Source organism: Parachlamydia sp. AcF125, from assembly GCF_018342475.1.
In the GTDB taxonomy this organism is placed as follows: Bacteria; Chlamydiota; Chlamydiia; order Chlamydiales; family Parachlamydiaceae; genus Parachlamydia.
On sequence record NZ_JAEMUD010000004.1, the window covers coordinates 152,474 to 172,953 of the forward strand.

The following is a 20,480-nucleotide window of genomic DNA, read 5'->3' on the forward strand; positions in this document are numbered from 1 at the left end:
TCCATTTTTAAGAATAGAATTTGTCTAATTCAGGATTGGGTTCAAAAAAAGCTCCACACAACCTTTGGGCATGATCTTTATGAATTTTTCGTCTGACATAAGCATTGCTCAAGAACATCAGCCATCTTTTACTATCCTCTGCGTTGTAAGTCCCAGCGCTTGTCAGCTTATTGACGAAAAATCTGGTAACTTCATGAAGGGCCCCAAAGAATTCGGAAGATGGAAAGGGCTCGTCTGCGGTAGTTTCGACCAAGCTTCCAAACGTAATAGCAGAATAGGACCCTTGCCGCCCCATACGCCCAGTTCTTCCAATTAGCTGCTGCAATAACCTTTTATGAATGACAGGAACGGAAACAATCACGTGAAGCCCCTCTTCAATATCTAGGCTGACCCGAATATCCGCTCCGCGCCCATACTTAATTGTGGTCATAGTGACTTTACCTGACCGGGCGATTTTTTGGAGATCGGCATCTGAAACATCTGTCGTCAGTTCACTCAGCGGGATGCCAGCTGCAATAATGGCTTCTTTGAGTGTCTTCCATAATTGCTTTTTCAATTGCATGTTTTCAGGGGTTGTATATTCCAAATACGGATCTCCGAAAATCAGGATCGGTCTCTCATAAGCAATGGCATCTTTTTGCTTCCGCTGTCTGATCTCTTGGATATCTCTAACAATCGTTTGACAATACTCTTGGATTGTAGCGGGATCGATCACCAAATTAGAAAGCTCCCCACTTATAGAATCGAATTGTTTCTTTTGATGGCATGCAATGCAAGCCTGATCAGCAGGAGTGAGAGCGTTCTCTTCCTGAATCTTTGTTCCAAATACCTCGGGGTTTTGGGATGAAGGTATTTCAAAATAGAGGGGGTTACTCAAATTGTGACTTTCACCTTGAAGCGCGGTGCCCGAGAGCCCAATCACTCGCTTTGCCCTTTTAATAAGCTTCGAAAGGCGCATGATCGAAATATAGAGATTGAAGCCTGAAGAAGCACTGTAGAAAGGGACAGTGCAATAGTCTTTTCCAGTGCTACGATCAGTTGCATGTGAGGTTGTTCCTTTGCCACCTTTTCCCGTCTGCTCTGCAAGCCATGGCCAATAATCTTGATTGGATCTGACAAAATTAACATTCAATAAATTTGGGGGAATAGTTTCAACAAAAGGCCTCTTTCTTTCGAGGTCATAAAGCAATAAATCGTACTCGTCTAAAATGATCCTATCTTCAGCGGAATTTTCATAAATGGTTTTGATAAATGCTTTTTCAGCTGGGCTTGCTCTGTTTTCGAGCAACCTTACCATGATTTCACGGACAATACTATCGATGTTTTCGATATCCGCATAAATGATCTTGACCTGATTATTAAAGCGAGAGACATCGTGGATGGTTGAAATGCAAAGGCTTTTAATCCCTTCCTTCTTAAAGAAGTTCTCCCCTAGTTCATGGTCTCTCCTAGCTAAGTGATCGTAGCTCGTAAAGACAAACACCCTTCCATTCGCCACATCTTTAATTCTTCGCGCTTCATGGAGAGCCGCAACAGCAATTACAATGCTTTTTCCTTGTCCTGTGCCTAATCTGATTAAAAGATTTTGGTCTTTAAACTCTTCACACATACACAATTGCAGGGCTAAAGCCTGGTTGGGTAAAATGAAATGCACAGGGATCGGTCGCGTTCTAAGGAAATCGCCAAATTCATGGATGATGGTTTCCTTAATTGCTAAATCGCCCATAATGGCCCGCAAATCGTTATCGAGAGATTGGCTTTTATTGCCTTCATGTGCACAAAAAGAATGGATGAAATCTTCTTTCGAGTAAGATAATTCATCCATCTTTCGACAGATCACGTTTTCAAATTGAGAGGTCACCTCAACCAGTTGATTAAGAGAACATCTCTTCAGAATGTCTCTAATATCCTGGGCACACAGAAATGCAACGAGTTGAGAAATACCTTTCACCACGCTGCCTTTTAGCGCGACATCCTCTCCCTCCTCCAAATTTTTAAGAGTCTCTCTTAAATTCTCAAGAATTTGTGCAACTTCTCCATACGGTTTTGCTTGTTTAACCAGATTCAAAGCAATATTGACCCTTAATTTTCCATCCTTAAAGAAGCGAGCTTGGACAATATGATCCAGTTTTTTAAAGAAAGGGGACATGACCTGTAAAAAGCTTGCTACAATCCTAATTCTTTCCTGAAATGTCGCAGAACTCGTCCCCTGCATTTTTTTAAAAACGATGCTTAAAAACTCTTCAAGCATTTTTTTGATTTTTTGATCATGATTAAATGACATGTAAGCTTCGGTTAAAAAGGAAACGGCCTCTCGATGGGCTTGGACTCGAAGCTCGTGCTGTAAATGAGTTTTCACATTGCTGAAAAGGTCTGAATAAAGGACTGTATCCGGGCACTCAGGAAGAAAAGTTTTATTAAAAGGATCGTGAAAGACGTATTTACCCTCTTGATAATCAATTACATAAAAATTACCTTCGTGCCAACAAAGACGTTGGAGGAGGTTTTCAGCTCCATTGAATGTAGCTTCTTTCCATTTGAGCGGCAGACATTTGAGGATATAGAGCTTAAGAGAGTGATAAAGTGGAATTACAGTTTTAGCTAGCCAGCTTTCTACAGGAACCAATTCTTTTCTAGCAGTTTCTTCGATTCTTAAAGGGGCCGCTGACCTCCCTATCTGACTTAAAACTTCTTCGCCCAAGATTTCCCATTCTTGGTAAAAATCTTCAATGGCTTGAAGCACAAGTTTTTCAAATTCACGCTTGCTTTTAACTGGATTTTCTCCCAATTTAGCGAAAAGATTGACCAAAGTTCTCCGAACATGGACTCCGTGGGGAATCTTTTGAAAGTGAAGGGCGATGAATGCTGCATTTCCAAAAAAGGCATCTAAAGGTACCTTTGCGGAAACTTCCATAAAACTATAGTCCAACCTAATGAGATTTTCACGTAATCGCACAAGATAGTCACGATGATTGGCGTACGGTTTTAGAAAGTGAAGTTTATTCGCTGCAGCAAGTTGATGCAGAAACAATAAATACATGCGTTTGTAGGAATTTCGATAAGTAACGTCTTCTTCACTTGCAAGCTTGAAGTTCAAATTCCGAAATATCAAATTTATTTGTCCTTCGCTTAAGGTACAAACTCTCTTTCTCTCATCAATCCTTGCTGTTAACATCTCACGAAACAATTCAGCATTTCCTAAAAGAACGACATACTTACCTGTTGGCCGCCAGGTTTGTTCATGTGAAAAAAGCTGCCTTACCGGCTCTGAGAGATTTTGTTCTTTTCCGGCGGGTCGCATATACTGGATAAATCCAGCATTACAGACAAGTGCCCTAAACGTCCAAACAAGCGAAGAAAGCCTTGAAAGATCCATAGGAGCATTAGAATGAAGTAAATTTTGGATCGCCTGCATTAGACCGTTCATAAAATTAAACAGGATTAAAGAATCATTTTGTCGATCATAGGCAATAAGGAGCTCCACCAACCTGTCAACAGAACGTTGTAATTGCAATCTGGCTTCCGCATTATCTGCATTCGGTTTATAGATGTAAGCATGTGTAGAAAAAACTCGACAAAATTGACGAACAGCCCTGTTATCGGGTTTAACAGCCCCAAGAATCCGCTCTGTGCCTTTTCTAATCAAATCTTTTACTTGGTCGAATAATCTCAATCCTTCAGGCAGTGAACGGTGTGTTTTGGTAACAATTTTGTCACTCAATACATCAAGCGTCATTGCATGCTGATGAAGATGTTTATTGAGTTCAGAAACGAATTTATTGAACGCTGCCTGATTATAAGGTGTTAAGTCCTTGCTCCCAAACAATTGCTTATAATAATTAAAAACTGCACAAACTTTATCAATAGAATTGCCCTCATTTTTGTAAGGCCATGAAGGTGCCAGTAGGAGATAAATAATGAGTTTTCTAAGCTTACGCTCGATCTCATGGGGTTTTAAAATGTCTTCCGAATTTGCTTCGATTGCATGCACGACCTCCCTAACCGCCTTGATTAGGGGTGAAAATCCCCCCTTTCGAGGAAGGTTAATACTTTCTTGCTCAGCTTGTGGGTACGCCTTTTTAATTCCATTAAATTCTTTCGCATGTGGCGTATCTGGTGTTTTGCGCATCTCTACTTGCAATGACCGGACTTGCCATCTGGTAGCAGATTGATCTATATCTCGGCAAATCGCTTTGGCAAAGCCATAAGTATGAGAATCACGGGAGCGGTTATAAATTTGTGTATTAATCTTATGGGCTAACTGAACAACATCATCCTCACACGTAGACTCACCAGTGGGGAGATCGATCCAAAAGCCTTTCACAATGCATTGTATAGAATTCGTCATACATCCATCCTCGCTGCGTTTATTCGCTAAATTAAATTTTATTTTTTTTGAATGGCTGAATAGTAGAGGGTTTGATGGATTAAAATAAAGTAAAAAAGGAGGAATTTTAAATAAGGAAAATTTGCCTATGAAAGGGCATAAGTGCAAAAAGCCATCCGCTGCTCGCTCCCCTACAAGGCACAAGTAACGCCTTATTTAAATTTCGCCGAACACATCTGCCCCACCTTGAGGACAAGAAGGCAAGCGAATCGTTTTAGGGCAAGTAGGCAATCATCGTAGGAGCTTTCTGCCATGACTGGAATGGAGGAAGATAATCAATTAAGCACACCGGCTAGGCTCTACAATAGAGGCTAAGGGATAACTTGATATTTTCGAGGATAGTCACCCCCTATTTGTACAGCATGGATAAATAAGATCTAGGGGAATCATGGCAGGGATTCTTAAAATTTTTTGGCAAAAAAACGATCGGACAGCTTAAAGTCCGATCGTTAGCAGCTAAAAAGCTTTGTTAAGCACTCTAAAGAGGCTCTTACTTAGCCGCCTGCTCTTGAGCTAGCATTTGTTGCAATTCATCCATGTGTTGCAGGACGCGTGTTTGGGCTAGGTGTAGTGAATGCTGCATAATTTCAGGGGTCTTTTCCAACGCTTTTTGGCCTGTTTTTGACCGGTAGAAAGCTGCGATATCTTTTAGTTCTTTTTCTGTAAAAATCTCACAATACATTTCGAGAATATCTTGTCGAAGACTTTCAGCGCTCATATATTTCTCGTAAAATTTTCTCAAGGTTGCCTCATGTTCGCCCATAGCCGGGTCCATTTGTTTGACCATTTCAATTGAGGCATCGATGGAATCCTCCATCATCTTTTCAAAGTGAATGGTGTCTAACAGCTCATTTGCTGCCTGCCATTCTGCTTTACCCGCAGCTAAAACCAAGGGTGAGGTAAAAAAAGCAATGATTAAAATATGTTTGATTAGACCTTTATATAATTTCCCCATCTCATTAACCTCCTTGCTAATTCTTAATAAAGTTTTAAACTTTTTATCAAATTGGAACTCAAGACTAAAGCCAATTTGTGCGTCAATCAGAGGGATTAGCAGAGTGTGGCTCCCCTAAATGAGCAAGCAATCTATTGAGCTTATTTAAATACTTTTCGCATTTTTAAACAATTTGTCAAACTAAATAAGTGCCAATGAGGATAAATTGAAAATCAATTAGAATGCTTGTTGACTAGAAGTGTTGAATTTATTGGAATAGCAATTGGAGGAAACGTCTAGACTCCTTTCATGCCCAGAGCGCTAGGAGCACTTTGGTTTTTTCCCGGAGCTACTAGATGAGTGCCATCTTGATAGGTATTTTTTTAAACCAATCACAATACTGCTTAAGCTATTTGATAAGCTCATGGCAGTATTTGATTATCCTAAGTGCCGGGGAACATGGGATAGCTTTCGAGCTTTTTCCTGGCGTGAATTTGGGGTTCTCCTCAAGGGATTGCTCCCTTTTGCAGCTTAATTCAATTTTCGATAAGGACAATAACCTCATTTGCAGGGGCGGTGATAAAAAATAGCGTTATTATCGACAAGGTATGAATTCGATAATAATAAGCAATCTTATTCGCAACGGTGGTGATAAAAATCTTTGTTATTATCGAATATTGACAATTTCGATAATAATAGATAAGATCTCACTATAGCTTAAAGAGGAAAGAATGGATATAATGCAATCACCTGCCGGACAAGTTATAAGATCTCCAAGCGGATATAAAGCTTTTGTGCCAAATCCACTACCACCCCCATTCAAGTGGAACACTCAATTAGTGAATGCTTTATCACGAGCTGATTTTTTATTAGGTAAATTGGCTCGAGAAGGAGGCAAATTGCCAAATCCGCATCTTTTAATAAGACCATTTATTGCTCGTGAAGCTGTTCTGTCCAGCAAAATTGAAGGTACTCAAGCAACTATTGGAGAAATATTAGCAGCTAGCGCAGGGATTAGTGTGCAACGAAATGCAGATGATCTTCAGGAAGTGCAAAATTATATTGTAGCCCTTGATTACGGTATAAAACGATTAGATAATCTTCCATTGTCATTGAGGCTCATTAAAGAAATTCATCTTCATTTAATGCAAGGTGTTAGAGGGTCGCATGCAACACCGGGAGAATTTAGACGTAGCCAAAACTGGATAGGAACACCAGGTTGTACGCTTAATACAGCCAAATTTATCCCTCCATCACCAGATCACTTAATGGATTGTTTAGGTGAATTTGAGAAATTTCTACATGAAAGACAACTTCCACCTTTAATTCACACTGCACTTTGCCATTACCAGTTTGAAGCGATTCATCCATTTTTGGATGGAAATGGACGTATTGGCCGGCTGCTAATTATATTATTGTTGATTGAGCAAAAAATGTTGCCAACTCCAATCTTATATTTAAGCGCCTTTTTTGAAGCTACACGTGAGGAGTATTATAAGCAGCTTTATAACGTGAGCGCTAGAGGCACATGGCATGAATGGCTGATTTATTTTTTGAATGGCATCGCAGTACAAACTGAAGACGTATTGTCACGGGCAGAGAGAATCAATGACTTATTGAATAAATGGAAAATACAGGTTGCAAGCAGTGCATCTCATGTTCCTATACTGATTGTACAGCACTTTGCGGTGAATCCCTATCTTACCACGAATAGAATAGCAGAAGAGCTTAAAATTGCTTATAGTACAGCTCAAAGGGGCATACAAAAGCTTGAGGAAGCAAAAATTATTAAACAGATCAACAGCAACAAACGAGATAAAATTTATTGTGCTACAGAGATATTAACAATCCTTGAAGAACCTACAAAAATTAATATGGATTTCTAATGATATCTTCATATCTTGCTATTTCATATAAGTTGCAAATTGCTCTATATTGATAAAAAATTTGTTGCAGCTACAACTAAAAAATCTAACACTTTAATTTCAAATCCTTCAGCAGCAATTGCAGGAATTTTCCTTGGTAAAAGCCTCGATATCACACCGAATGCTCCTTCGATAAATTTTCTAATATGTTTCACATTCACAAAGGCACGCAAACCAATGTGGTGCAAAGAATTCGATTTGGGCTCTGCTATTAACCTTATTTTCTCTACTTTTTCAAGCATGTCTTGATGCTCATAACTCAAATACACGGAATCTGCATGAATTTCACAGCCTTGAGGTAGATTTCACTCCCTCCATTTAAATCATGTTCTCTGCCAGGGCAAAGCGCTACTCTAAGAGGATATCCATCTCGAGAAGCGATGACTGTTACCTTCAGCCTCTAAGAATATTCTCGCTTACTGAGAGTGGACTCTCGAAACTGTTCGCCTTGATAAACTCTGCAATTTCGAATTCTTATATTCTTGCAAGCAGATACAGGAAAGTTATCTATAATATATCCTAAAGGCAAAGTACCATTATTTTTCTGCTTTTGAATAAATTCCAAAATTTCTTCCCACCATTTTATGGGCATTTGATCTACACTTCTATTCAAAGCACTTTTACTTAGATGATGGCAAATATATCTCTGCTCGGTGAGAAACTTTCTTGCGGCCTCAATATTACCGTAAAAAAACTCATTCCAACAAGAGTGATCAGCACCGCTTCAACAGTAGACAGTTTTGCATTTGGCCAAACTTTATGCCCGAGGAGATATTTAAGAAAAGAAGCTCGATGAGTAAAAGAATTAGCAGCAGGAGACCATTTCTCTGATAGCAGCTCAGGTTGATGCTGATAAGGCAAGCCTCATTACTGTCAAAACTGACTTGGAATTAGCTCAACGTGCAAGAGAACTCTATGAAAGTTCGAAAGTAGAAGAAAAAAGACAAGTCCTTAATTTCTTATTTTCGAATTTGGAAATGAAAGACAAAAAGGCGATCATAACACTGCTTAAGCTATTTGATAAGCTCATGGCAGTGTTTGATTATCCTAGGTATCGGAAGAGGAGGGATTCGAACCCCCGGACCCTTTCAGGCCTTCTGTTTTCAAGACAGACGCAATCGGCCGCTCTGCCACTCTTCCGTAAATTAAGGTAGTTTTATAGCAAAACTCTTAATAAACATTCAAGAAAAACTTCAGACTTTAAAAAATCCTAAAGAAAACTTGCACATCCTGTAAGCAAAGATTAATATACTTAAAAAATTGAAAATGTTTGGAGGCTGTGCATGAACCGTTTATTGACTTTTTGTTTGATGCTTCTTGTTCCCTTTTCTACTTATGCTAAAAACCTCGTTTCCCCCGAGGAATGCCAAAATGCAGCAGCTTCTTTAGTTTATTATCTTGAGCAGGTGTGCCTTTCACTAGAAGGACAAGATAACCCTTCTGAATGCATCCCATTTTCGGAGGAAAACGTGCTCGATCTTTGGGCTACAATCGAAAATTTCTGTGGGGATGAATCATACCAAACACACGCATGGCCCCTTAGGCGGGCCTTGCATGCCTATAGGCAAATCGATTTTAGCAAACCTAAAGAAGAAACTTTCTCTCTCCTATTTTCTTGTTTTCTTCAGGTTCATAGCCTTTGGCTGGATTTTATAGGCGAAGATCCTGTGAAAGTTTCTCTAGAAACCATGCAAGATTTGGCGGATGCCTCCCACGATTTTGCCCCCCTAAAACAATTATGGGCAACGATACATGCATGCAGCCAAATTCAAAAGAAGCTAACAACACCGCTGCCTGAAAAAGAAAAGCATAAACTAACCAACCTTTTAACTTGGGTGAATCATTCCGGCGCGCATGCATCTGCAACCAAATGGCAAACATGGAAAGAGTATTATACAAGCTCTACAAGAGATCCCTTAAAGGCAACTTTTAAGCTTTCTGCGTCTTATAATGACTTTAAAGAGAACCCCTACTTAAGTTCGGCCGCCCGCAAAAAATTAAGCCCTTATTTACTCCCTGCAGGACATGCGGTTAAATCCCCTTTAGACAGCCTATTTTTGCATGCTAGGGCTACACAAGATTCTAAAGCTTTAAAGGACTCTAATTTTCAAATTCTTTCAGTGCAAGGAAGAAGCTTTATTCATGTTCTTTCTCATCCATCCTTTTCTCAATATCTACTTAAGGCGGTTCTCGACTGTGAATTAAGAAAAAAACGGGGCAAACCAGAGTGGGAATGGTTTGCGCGCCGTTGTGAATATGCTAAAAAAATTGCGGAGATCATCCAAAAATACCACATTAAATCTTTTATTGTACCGCAAAAGTGGGTTTACCCCCTTCCTCTCAACCCCTGCCCCCCTTTATCAAAGGCGTACAAGCAAAAACCAGTCGTTTTAGTGGTACAAAAAATGGATTTAGTTCCCTTTCAGCAAACCCTCGATGTCTGGAAAAATCACATACAAAAGAAACAACTTAAGGAATTATATACCATTGTCAGCAAGCTATCTAGGGTATCTATCCGCCCCGATAATCTTCCTTTAACAACATCCGGGCAATTTGCTTTTGTCGACACTGAATATGTGCGTAGCTCCCCTTCGTATGGGTTTATTCGACCTTATCTTTCTCAAGAAATGCGCTCATACTGGGACCAGCTTGTTTCAAAGGGAGGCAAGTAAACCATTGTTTATGAGGAAAGGGATTAAAGGATGGTTTTTTGTTTTTCGAACATAATGCACAAATCCCTCTCCTCGCTTATTTTTTAACTGCCAATCAACTCCCTTTTCATTCAAAAAGCAAGCCAAAGCTAAGCTTATTTCGCGGCTCCCCTTGAACTTAGCCAGCACAAGAATTAAAAGTAAAAAAGGGATTTCCTCCGCATGGTTGTCGCGGTAAAAATCTAAGGCTTGTTGAATAACTGTTTCACGAATACCTTTCGAAAACATTTTATAGAAACGGGAGCTTACAGCTTCAGCTTTTAAAAACAAGTCGCCCGGATCTGCTGACGGCATTTTTACCCTAAAAGAAATATATCGGTCTATGAGCAACATCATTCGAAAAATCGCTTTTCCATTGGCTATTGTACAATTGCCTACTTTTTGAGCCTTTAGTTTACCTTTTACAATTTGTTTTAGATCAAGGCCCGCGCAAATTTTTTTTTGATCTTTTTGGGCATATCTGAAAAGCTTTTTTTCCCCTCCTCTCATTCTCTCTATGAGTTTGGGGGTTAGAGCCGCATTAATTTTGTAAATCTGATATCCTGGCGAGTGTCCTGCTTTTGCTCCACGGTTGACTTCTACATAAAATCCTTGATAAAGAAATCGATAACAAGCATGTCCTGCCCACCCTGAAGTGAGCAAGACCATTTTTCCCTGCCGATAATCCTCTAGGATATCTTCGTTTCTCTTAGTAGGGGAAAGGTTTTGCTTTAGGTCTTCAAGTCCCTCTAAAATTTGCTTTTGAGATTTTTCATCGGGGAATTCGTCAAGAGCTCGGTGGTCAGGATGATTAAAAAAAATCTTTACAAATTTTTGAAGCTCTTGGATTCCAAATCCATAATTCATTCCTTCCCAATTGAAAGTTTGAGACCCTATCTTGGATTGCCCACACAATGTTAAAAAGGAGCTAAGCAATTTTTGGTGCCTGAGGTGCTGGCATTTAATTAAATTAGCTCCCTTTTCCAGGAAGTAATGCATACAATCTTCTTTTCCTTCTGTTATAGCGACAAGTAAAGGGGTAAATCCCCATTCGTTAATATGATCTATTTCTGTCTGATGTTCCATGATCAGCTTCACAAGCCCTAAAGAAGTAAACACCGCTGCCACAAGAGGCTCAGCATTCTTTTCAGCTTTCACACCATTATTAAGCAAGAATTTTAAAGTTTTCTCCTGGTTCTCTTGTATGGCACAAACCAAGAGAGCCGCTTTCTTCTCTTTATCCAATTTTTTTAAATCTAGAATGCCATTCACCAGAGATTGGAGAAATTCCACCAATCCAAAGCGAATCGCCAATTCAATAAGGTAATATTTATATTTAGAATGCAAGGAAGGCGGCAATCCTTTTTCAATAAATAATTTAGTCAATTCTCGATTTTTTTTATGGTTCAAGCGACAAAAGATCTCTTTTATTTGCGCTTTGCTGGCTTTAAATTTAGCTTTTTTATCCAACAAATAATTGGCTACCTCAAGCTGCTGCAAAGCGAAGGCTGCAGCTAAAGGAGATCCCCATTTGGTTGTTATGTTTAGCCCCACCTGTTGCTGAAGAAAAAAATCCATGAGGGGAAGATGCCCATATCGAAGGGCTAATGTAAACATCTGTTCTTTCTTCTTTTGGCTGTTTAACCACTGATGTTGATACATCAATTTGATAATTTGAAGGCTTCCCCTCCGAACAGCTAATTGAATATACGGCTCTTGCTCAAAAGCCTTGGTGGTTAAAATCAAAAAAGGCTCTACCGTAGGCAGGCTTTCCTCTAAAATGGCCTTATAAAAAAGCGGATGAAGAAAAGAAGGCTTTTCGCTCTTTTTTTCCTCTACATTCAGAAAATTTGGAGACGGAATGGCACTTTTAATAATAGCCGTTTTAAAGGTGGACTTGACTTTTTGGCAGGTTGCATGTTTTTTAGGTGCTAAACTATTTCTTATGGCTATCCGCTCTGAACGGGACAAAAAAAGGTAAGCTAAGCAGCGTATAGCAATGATAGAGATAACCTTGCGAAGGTTCTTTTTACTCAAATGGTATGGCTGGCAAGCCTGTTTAATATAGGCTATATAAATTTTGTTTTGAATGGAATGAAGCATATGATAATTCAATCAATTTTAATAAAATGCCCCTATTATATAAAAAGAGGTATTTCTTAAAACAGCCTTCCCATAAATCAGGCAAGCTTTTTAAAATAAATAGGGTATGTTACCCAAACCTCTTTTAAAAGGGTATTTCTCGCTTTTCTCCTCGAGAGAAACAATTCAGATAAATGTCATAGCCACCTAACAACTTTGCTATCCCCCTTCTGACTATAGAATAAGAGCGGATTTAAAAATCGCTTTCACCAATAGAAAAAGAGGATAATAAAAAAATGTCCCCTTTTTACCCCTTCCCCTTTCTCAATTTTCGAAGGTCCCAGGCAAGAAAAAAACTCACCTCTCTCTAGGTGAATCCTCAATATCACAAGCGATACAATGAGGCATGAAACAAAGGCTAGAAGTAAAAGCTGGGATAAAAACAACCAAGACCCCTTAAAAGGGCCTCATCTGCAAAACCTTTTTAGATATTAGGTTAAAAATATTTAAACCCTTTTAATTGCAAAAAAAGCACTACTTTTGTTCAAAATGACAAGATAAAAACGTTTTTGTCGCTTTTCATTTATGATCATTTCAGGCAAAATTGGCCCATCATTTGGATGAATGTAAAGCTGTGTTTTTGTGGGACCTATGAGGATTACGTGAGACATCAACCAACAAAAAGCCCCTCACATTTAGCGAATTCAGCGCCGATTCACTTTTACCATCGGACAGATAGCTTGCTATTTCAGTTTATTTTATGTGAATTTATCGCTGTTCATCGTGAAATTCAGGTGATGAAAACTATCCTGTTAAAAATGCGCCAGCCAGATCCAAATTCTCAAGACGAATTTGCTTCTTTGTTAAATACCTTGACTCTAGCTACTCGAAACTTATCAGGTTCAGCTCAAGAGCATATGCGTTTCTTCGCTTGGAATTTAGAAGTAGGCGCTTTAACTAAACTAAGGAATTACTGCACGTTCTTTTCTCAGAATAAAGAAAATTCTGATAAAGCCCCTATGCACATGCAACGCTATGCGAATCGCGCCTGGCTCTTTTGCTTACAATCTTTAGATTACATTCGCCTCTTACAGCACAATCTTTTCGAGTCCGTTCTCCCGGTGGAAAAAGTTTTTGAAGCAAACAACCTACTTATCCTCACATTAGAGAAACTTTTTAGCCAGATTCAACACCTTACACGTTTGATTGCACGCGTATCCTTAACCTTCCGTCGCGATGAAAATATTTTATACTTCATCCTTCAACAAAAAGAAGGATTTGATCAGATTTATGAAAAGAATTTTGTGAAGAATCTTTTTGAAAAAATGTTTGAAAATGGAGTTCCGGGGGCAGGCCAATTTTTACTGCAAAAATATGGAGAGCGCGGTTTTTTTGATCTTTTGCCCCTTATTGCAAGCAAAATCACAGAATTGCAAATCGTTGTCGTCGCATGATGGATATAGAAAAACAGTTTGCTGAACTTCTAACGTTAACTCAATTCTATGTGCTCCAAGAACATCCTTTGAAAGATTGGACGTTTGCCGAGTCGCAAGCTTTTGCTTATTTTAAGGATCGAGCAATCGCTCAAAAAGCCTCCCTCGCGCCCGCTCCTGTCATAAATTCCTCTTTTACCCCTCTGCCACCCAAAAATCCACCGCCTCCTCTCCCTCCCAAAAAGCCCCCTCTGTTGTCCTCCGTGCTGCTGCAGGAAGAAAATAAAGCCGCCGCATTTAAAGAAAAAGAATCGGCGGTCTCCCTGCCAAAAGCTCCTGAAGAATGGTCTTTAGAACCCGTGCCAATTTCGACGACAGATTCTTTTGAAAACTTTCAGGCTTTATTTCGAAAGCTTTTTCCCGCAAGAACGCTTGTAGAACAAATTCCAGATGATGCAGAAGGCAAAAAGAAAAGCGAGCTTTGGAAACATCCTCCAGGCTCCCCTTCTGTTGTCATTCTTTCTTTTGGAGAGCCTGATAAGCAGCTTCTTTTTCTTCAAAATCTCGCCAAAGCCATCGAACATCTTGTCCAGCAAGCGGTTGAGATCCGCTCCGCTTTTGCTATCGAAGCAGCAAAGGAATGGAATACACTGCTGCAATCTCAAGAGTTGCGGCTGATTATTGCAACAGATGCCGGCATTCATGCTTGTCCTCACCTAGCCTCGTTTTATCGCGAAACACCTAAACAATCCCACCATTATTTGGGCCGCATCCCTTTGCTGTTATTATCCGATCTTTCCTTATACTTAAAAGAACCTAAGTTGAAGCTACCTCTATGGCAAGCTTTGTGTAAAATGTTAAAAAGCTGATGGTGCTTGTGGAACCCCAAAAATTTACCAAATATGCAGCAGTCGTTCTCGATGTTGCACTGGAGAAAGCTCTCGATTATGGGATCCCCGATGATTTATTAGTGCACGCCCAAAAAGGTGTGAGAGTCGAAGTTCCTTTACGTGGAAGTTTGCGCAATGGTTATATTTTGGCAATTAAAGACACATCTGATTATGGAAAAGTGGCCCCTATTCAGCGTATTTTTTCAGATGTTCAAATTCCTGAAGACCTTTTTGAGCTCGCTTTGTGGATCTCCCGTTATTATTTAGCGCCTCTTTTCCAAGTTTTTAAAATTCTTGTCCCTTCCAGTATTCGCAAAGAGATGGCACACAAACAGCAGCTATTTGTCATGCGTAAGCAAACTCGAGAACGGCTCAAAGAGGAATGTGAAAAGATCCGCAACAAACATCCCGCCCAAGCTGCGGTATTGGATGTCATGTTATTGGTCAAAAAGGGAATTTTGCTTTCTGAACTTCTAGAAAAAACGGGAGGCTCTCGAAGCCCTGTGGATACCCTATCCGCAAAGGGGTATCTTCTTGTTGAGCCCATCCGCATCGATCGTTCTCCCCTAGTGGGGGAGGAGTACCTCTTAACTAAACCCAAAATTTTAAGTGAGGAACAGCAAGAGGCTTTTACGAGAATCGCTCAATCCCTTCAAGATAACATTTTTCAAACACATCTTTTATATGGAATTACAGGTAGCGGCAAGACCGAAGTTTATTTACAGGCAATTGAAAAGGCGCTTCAAATGCAAAAAAGCGCCATTATGCTTGTCCCTGAAATTTCTTTGACAGCCCAAACGATTGAACGATTTAAGAGCCGTTTTCCTGACAAGATTGCCATTTTACATCACCGCTTAAGCCATGGAGAGAGGTTCGATGAATGGCATAAAATTCGGCGGGGGGAAGCTCGCATCGTCATAGGAGCACGCTCGGCTGTGTTTAGTCCGGTTCAAGATTTGGGCCTGGTCATTGTAGATGAAGAGCACGAACAATCCTATAAGCAGCAAGAAGAAGCCCCTTGCTATCACGCACGAGACGTAGCTGTCATGCGGGGTAAAATTGCGCAAGCAACCGTCATTTTAGGAAGTGCCACTCCTAGCATCGAAAGTTATTACAACGCCCTAAAAGGAAAATATGGATTAAGCGTTTTAAAACACCGCGCCGAAGCCTCTCTACTTCCAACTGTCACCATTGTCGATATGAAAAGAGAGTTTGAAAAGGCCAAAGGATTTACAAATTTCTCCGAGCCTCTTCTAAATGAGATAGAAAAGCGCTTAGTAACTGGCGAGCAAACGATCCTCTTTTTAAATCGGCGCGGCTATCACACTACCTTGAAGTGCCCTAGCTGCCATACATCCCTTAAATGCCCTCACTGTTCTCTAGCCCTAACTTTTTATTACTCTCGAAATAGCCTCTCTTGCCACCTGTGTGACTTTGCTCTCACTCCCCCTCCTTCTATTTGCCCAAGTTGCAAAAAAGACGCTCCTATGAAATATCAGGGCGTGGGAACAGAGCTAATCGAGCGCTCATTGCACGCCGTATTTCCAGATAGTCGCATTATCAGGATTGATGCCGATACCACTCGGCACAAAGGTAGCCATCAAAAACTCTTGCGAGATTTCGGCACGGGCAAGGCAGATGTTTTGATTGGCACCCAAATGATTGCCAAGGGATTGCATTTTTCCGAAGTCACTTTAGTAGGCATTTTAAACGGAGATGCTTCTTTGAATATTCCTGATTTCCGCTCATCGGAAATTGCTTTTCAGCTGATGACTCAAGTTGCAGGAAGAGCGGGTAGAGGTGTTACACAAGGAAAGGTGATTATTCAAACGCACCTCCCCGAAAATTCCACCATTCAATTAGCAGCTCAACAAAATTATACAGCTTTCTTCGAAGAAGAAATTTTATCGCGCGAACTCTTTGCCTTTCCCCCTTTTAGCAGCCTAGTAAAACTCAATTTTTCCGGCCCCGATGAGAAAAAAACGGAGGAATTCGCCCAGCTTTTCCGCCACAAATTGCAGATAAATCTCCCCGAAATATTTACCTTAAGCCCTGTGATTCCCTCTGGCCATGCGAAAGTTAAAGATCGATATCGTTTTCAATTTTTAATTCGAGGCCCCAGTATATATTCAGCAAATCAAGCTATCAAAACCACCTTACAACACGCACTTATACCTCGAGACATCAAATTTTTGATTGATGTCAATCCTCTGACCACCTTCTTTTAAAAAATTAGGATAAAGGAGAGCCATTTCGGGGGATTTGCACAGCTAATACTCCCTCCTAAACAAGATCTCTCTTTTTAAAACATGTAAGACAGGGTACCTAGAATCCTATAGGATTGCCATGTAGCCCCATTAAAAGGGAGCGAGGTATTCCCATAATAGATGGAATAAATGTAATCGAGGCCATGCCAAGTTTTCATATGCACATACTGTCCCTCTAATCCAATGAGCCCTCCCCACTTAAATTGATATTGGGTGCCCAAAGTAATAAATGTGCCGTTGGCATGAGCTCCTTGCTTGAAATCTTTAAGAAAATCCCACCTTAAATTCCAGTGCCCCTTTCCATTGAAATGCGCCCAATGGTACTCCAATGTGCCATACAGCGTCCAGGGTCCTAGATAGCAAAAAGTATCCACTCCTGTCCAAGGGCCTTCCCATTTCGCCCGATAGTTACTGTGTAAATTAGAAATTTTTCCTAAATCCCCAAAAAGATTAACGGTTTGGTTTCCATCAAACTGCCTCAAATGCAGCTCATGATGAGACCAACCCACAAGCGGAATAATTTTGAGCAGACTGCAAAACCAAGTAGTTTGAAAGCCAATCGCAGCAGACAGATCAAAAACCTCCCCTTTTCCAGCATCGGAAATTAAGCGTAAGCATTCTTGCTTCTGCTCCCCCTCTAAATAATCTGAATCCTGATTTTTGCCATGATAAATGCTTCCATAATTCCCCTTAAGCCGAGCTGTAAGTGAGCAGATAGATACTTTGAAATTCCCCATGACATTATAGCTGTAGAGATCTTCCCAAGCCAATTTAGAGGAAACACTCGGATCACTTTGTGGATCAGAGATGGACCATTCAAATCGATCTTGCCTGTATCCAGCCCCTATCTTATAGTCTAAATCCACTAAGGCATGGCCGCTAGAAAAAAACGTCATTAAGCCTACTAAAACTCCCCAAAATCTATGCATAAAATTCCTTTGCTCTGCGTTTGAATAAAGTTGGCATAAAATTTAGGCTTTTTTAGAAAAATTTCCAACCAAATTGTTCTTTTTCAAAATTTGAAAGTCAAATCAACAAAAGAGAGGGAAAAAATAACTAAAGAAATAAGAATACGAATTTTTCCCTTTCTTGCAGGGTGAAAAAGATCCAAAATTAGGTTCCCAGAAAATGCATTTTTTGTTGGTTTAACATTTATTCTAATCCTGGATATTGATATGCTGTTTTTGCCAAAGACAAGCCAAAAACCAATCCCTTACAAAGGGCGTAAAAGGCCAAATAAAAATAAGTCAATTCTTATGCGTGACAAATGAGGAAGTGCAGATTTAAAGGAAATAGGGGATAGGCAAACAGCCTACCCTACTAGCATAAGGAAAGACGCAAGGAGTAAAAGTTATCTTACAAACTGACCACGGACTTGATAAAGTCTCACCATAAAGGGCATTTAATGAAGTGGCTTTGTTTAGTTTTAGTTGCCACAGCTAAAGCAACTTTGCTTGATGCGCAGGAAACGATCACCTCCTCCCCTTTATCTGACAATGAAGAAGTTTTGTCTTCTTTTCAGGGTTGGGAAGAGGCCTCAAATGAAGATTTAGGACACGGGCTCTCAGGCGCTGTAGGAATTACTCCCCTGAGCATCACTGCTAATGTTTTGCTAGGAATAGCGCTTGCCTATAATTTCTTATCACGCAAAATCCTCACCTTCCCTCCTAATTGGCAAAAAATTCAGGTGGGGGAGAATGAGCAGGCTCTAAGTTGGATAAGTTCAAAAAACCCCTTAAAACTCTTTTTCCACTATGTCAGAACAGCTAAACGGATTGTGGGGATTTGGATTATTCCTCTTTTGGCATCGGTTACTTTCCTATATGACTGGAGAATTGCCATAAACTTTTTAAGTACCCGCAATTATACGGAAGCCCTTTTTGTTTCGGTGATCATGACAATTGTCTCTTCTCAGCCTATCCTAAACTTGATGGAAGCATTTATTCGCAAAATCGCTTCTTTAGGGAAAGAGTCACCTGGATCCTGGTGGGTTTCTCTTCTTACTGTAGGGCCCATATTAGGAGCCGTGATTACAGAAGCTGGCGCCCTGATTGTGACTAGCCTTTTACTTGCTAAGCAATTTTACACACGCCCTGTTAGTCAAAATTTAGCCTATGCGACTCTCGGATTACTTTTTACTCATATTTCTCTCGGCGCCATTTTAACCAATTTTGGTGCCCCCCTTGATTGGATGCATGTAGAACAATGGAGCGAAGAAGAGCTCTTCACCCTTGCTCGATTTAGCGGAAAATCCCTCCTCACTATTTTTATCTCCACTCTTTGCTATTACCTTTATTTTCGGGATGAATTTGCTGAATTAGCTAAACGAGAAAAAACTTTTAGTCCTTCCGAGACCAGGCAGCGAATTCCTTGGTGGGTTACAGCCACCCACACAATGTGCTTAAGTGTGGCCATACTCTCCTTATACCACCCACCTATTTTTCTTAGCGTTACCTGCCTCTTCCTTATTTTTCACGAAACCACCCGCCAATATCAGACCCGTTTAAAATTACGCCCTCCTATGTTAGTAGGCTTTTTCTTTTCCGCTTTAGTTATTCATGGAGGGCTGCAAGAGTGGTGGACAACTCCCTTACTGGAAAGGGTGGATGCTTTAATGTTGACAGGAGCTTCTTATCTGTTTGGATCTTTCGTGGATGGAGCCACGTTGGCATACCTTGCGACATTGCTCCCCTCTTTGAATGATGCTACTAAGTATTCCGTCATTGTGGGAACCCTTGCAGCGGGGGGATTAACTGTCATCAGTCATCCCTTTAATTCCAAACAGGAGGCCCCTTCCCACTCTCATTTTGCCGAAGGAATTTCACCTAAAAAACTTTTTTTCGCCACCTTGTTTCCCATGTTTGTAACGGCTTCCATTTTCTTCCTATTTAGGGTTTAAAAACAGCCTCTTTCGCAAGCATTTTCTTTTAACCGTTCTTCAGGTGCCAAGGCCTGAAAGAACGGTCTGTCTTTGAAAACGCTCAAGCGTTTGAATTTAAGAAATTAAGGACTTGATGAAATTTCATAAATCATAAAAACATTTGCCACAATCTCTACATTCCCAGCTTCAATAGGAGCGTTATTGCTATCAAAGCCCTTTGCCATCATCGTATGATAACGAGGCATAGGGTAATGCTCGCTGGATTGTCCAGCCGAAAGCTCTAAAACACGCACAAGTTTTACTCCTGTTGTCTGGGCCAACATTTGCGCATCCGCCATCGCATTTGCGGCAGCTGCTTGTAAGGCTTCTGCCCGATAAGCCTTAGGATCTTTTACCGTGAATTGAATGGAATCGATGGAATTAACCCCTGCTCGATTCACTGCAGCAATCATATCGCCTGCCAAATGAATTTTTTCCGTTGAGATAGACAAGCTATTTGCCACTTCATAGCCTTTAATGGTTTGATCGGAATATCTAGGACGAACGGTAAACTGCCCTGTCTTAAATTCATTGTGAGTCAAACCTAAGCCTTTGAGAGCCTCTATCACTTTTTGCATCTTAAGATTGTTATTAAACACGGCTTTCTCTGAATGCACGTCTTCCGTGACGACACTGATATGCACCACAGCTTTTTCTGCAGGCTTATGTATACGAGCTTCCCCACTGACCATAAGCTTAGCAGGCTCATTTTCCCTGGCTATCCCATTCTGCACTATGCCGAATAACAAAACGGCCGTTAATAAATAGTTTAAGAGTTTCATAATATTCTCCTTGTTTACGTGGTTTTTCTAATCCTACTATCATCAATTAACTCGTAAAGTATTTTTAAAGGTAATTTCTAAATTACCCTAACAACTTTAACTATACCTTTGCTTAAGATTAGAGACAAATTTTAATATCAGCCAAGAAATCTATTTAAAATTTGTTTACT

The 20,480-nt window shown here is 40.3% G+C and carries 11 protein-coding genes, 1 tRNA gene and 1 pseudogene; 6 read left to right on the forward strand and 7 right to left on the reverse strand.

The features are described from left to right. Positions 1–7 precede the first annotated feature (7 nt). On the reverse strand, positions 8–4,348 hold the full coding sequence (locus PARA125_RS08615) for a DEAD/DEAH box helicase (protein ID WP_213158481.1): 4,341 nt from the start codon (positions 4,346–4,348) through the stop codon (positions 8–10). Positions 4,349–4,877: 529 nt separating this feature from the next. After that, entirely contained in the window at positions 4,878–5,342 is a 465-nt protein-coding gene (locus tag PARA125_RS08620) for a DUF2059 domain-containing protein (protein WP_213158482.1), read from the reverse strand. Between the two features lie 710 nt (positions 5,343–6,052). On the opposite strand from PARA125_RS08620, the gene PARA125_RS08625 reads away from it, so the two are divergent. Further along, complete coding sequence (locus PARA125_RS08625) at positions 6,053–7,207, forward strand: Fic family protein (protein ID WP_213158483.1); 1,155 nt, start codon at positions 6,053–6,055, stop codon at positions 7,205–7,207. A gap of 44 nt (positions 7,208–7,251) precedes the next feature. Here PARA125_RS08625 and PARA125_RS08630 read toward each other — a convergent pair. Both PARA125_RS08630 and PARA125_RS08635 read right to left on the reverse strand, forming a co-directional pair. Beyond that, positions 7,252–8,014, reverse strand: a pseudogene (locus PARA125_RS08630) (transposase family protein); the annotation flags it as partial. A gap of 287 nt (positions 8,015–8,301) precedes the next feature. Then, positions 8,302–8,386, reverse strand: a tRNA-Ser gene (locus PARA125_RS08635). Positions 8,387–8,529: 143 nt separating this feature from the next. Between PARA125_RS08635 and PARA125_RS08640 the strand changes: the two genes are divergently transcribed. Further along, positions 8,530–9,918: a hypothetical protein gene (locus PARA125_RS08640; RefSeq protein WP_213158484.1), complete on the forward strand. Its 1,389-nt coding sequence runs from the start codon at positions 8,530–8,532 to the stop codon at positions 9,916–9,918. Here PARA125_RS08640 and PARA125_RS08645 read toward each other — a convergent pair. Further along, complete coding sequence (locus PARA125_RS08645) at positions 9,901–12,039, reverse strand: ankyrin repeat domain-containing protein (RefSeq protein WP_213158485.1); 2,139 nt, start codon at positions 12,037–12,039, stop codon at positions 9,901–9,903. The genes PARA125_RS08640 and PARA125_RS08645 overlap by 18 nt on opposite strands. Positions 12,040–12,680: 641 nt before the next feature. Here PARA125_RS08645 and PARA125_RS08650 point away from each other — a divergent pair. The 3 genes from PARA125_RS08650 to priA are packed head-to-tail and all read left to right on the forward strand — an operon-like array spanning position 12,681 to position 16,569. Next, the gene (locus tag PARA125_RS08650) at positions 12,681–13,472 is read left to right on the forward strand and encodes a hypothetical protein (protein ID WP_249274307.1); all 792 of its coding nucleotides are present in this window, start codon (positions 12,681–12,683) and stop codon (positions 13,470–13,472) included. Then, positions 13,469–14,320 (forward strand): hypothetical protein, encoded by an 852-nt coding sequence (locus PARA125_RS08655; RefSeq protein ID WP_213158486.1) that lies wholly within the window; start codon positions 13,469–13,471, stop codon positions 14,318–14,320. Before PARA125_RS08650 ends, PARA125_RS08655 begins: the two co-directional genes overlap by 4 nt. Next, positions 14,320–16,569 (forward strand): primosomal protein N', encoded by a 2,250-nt coding sequence (priA, locus tag PARA125_RS08660; RefSeq protein ID WP_249274308.1) that lies wholly within the window; start codon positions 14,320–14,322, stop codon positions 16,567–16,569. The genes PARA125_RS08655 and priA overlap by 1 nt, the downstream gene beginning before the upstream one ends. A 74-nt stretch (positions 16,570–16,643) precedes the next feature. Here the strand turns inward: priA and PARA125_RS08665 are convergent, their stop codons facing one another. Then, entirely contained in the window at positions 16,644–17,537 is an 894-nt protein-coding gene (locus PARA125_RS08665) for a hypothetical protein (RefSeq protein ID WP_249274309.1), read from the reverse strand. A 476-nt stretch (positions 17,538–18,013) separates the two neighbouring features. Here PARA125_RS08665 and PARA125_RS08670 point away from each other — a divergent pair, with 476 nt between their 5' ends. Next, positions 18,014–19,507, forward strand: a complete 1,494-nt coding sequence (locus PARA125_RS08670) for a putative Na+/H+ antiporter (protein ID WP_213158488.1) — start codon at positions 18,014–18,016, stop codon at positions 19,505–19,507. 104 nt (positions 19,508–19,611) lie between these two features. On the opposite strand, the gene PARA125_RS08675 is transcribed toward PARA125_RS08670, so the two are convergent. After that, a complete protein-coding gene (locus PARA125_RS08675) occupies positions 19,612–20,310 on the reverse strand; it encodes an SIMPL domain-containing protein (protein WP_213158489.1) in 699 nt (232 codons plus the stop codon). Positions 20,311–20,480 lie beyond the last annotated feature (170 nt).

Excerpts from the sequence above, each read along its gene's own strand:
- PARA125_RS08670 (WP_213158488.1), top strand. The coding sequence starts at position 18,014 with ATGAAGTGGCTTTGTTTAGTTTTAGTTGCCACAGCTAAAGCAACTTTG.
- PARA125_RS08620 (WP_213158482.1), bottom strand. The coding sequence starts at position 5,342 with ATGGGGAAATTATATAAAGGTCTAATCAAACATATTTTAATCATTGCT.
- PARA125_RS08615 (WP_213158481.1), bottom strand. The coding sequence starts at position 4,348 with ATGACGAATTCTATACAATGCATTGTGAAAGGCTTTTGGATCGATCTC.
- PARA125_RS08645 (WP_213158485.1), bottom strand. The coding sequence starts at position 12,039 with ATGCTTCATTCCATTCAAAACAAAATTTATATAGCCTATATTAAACAG.
- PARA125_RS08640 (WP_213158484.1), top strand. The coding sequence starts at position 8,530 with ATGAACCGTTTATTGACTTTTTGTTTGATGCTTCTTGTTCCCTTTTCT.
- priA (WP_249274308.1), top strand. The coding sequence starts at position 14,320 with ATGGTGCTTGTGGAACCCCAAAAATTTACCAAATATGCAGCAGTCGTT.
- PARA125_RS08655 (WP_213158486.1), top strand. The coding sequence starts at position 13,469 with ATGATGGATATAGAAAAACAGTTTGCTGAACTTCTAACGTTAACTCAA.
- PARA125_RS08665 (WP_249274309.1), bottom strand. The coding sequence starts at position 17,537 with ATGCATAGATTTTGGGGAGTTTTAGTAGGCTTAATGACGTTTTTTTCT.
- PARA125_RS08625 (WP_213158483.1), top strand. The coding sequence starts at position 6,053 with ATGGATATAATGCAATCACCTGCCGGACAAGTTATAAGATCTCCAAGC.
- PARA125_RS08675 (WP_213158489.1), bottom strand. The coding sequence starts at position 20,310 with ATGAAACTCTTAAACTATTTATTAACGGCCGTTTTGTTATTCGGCATA.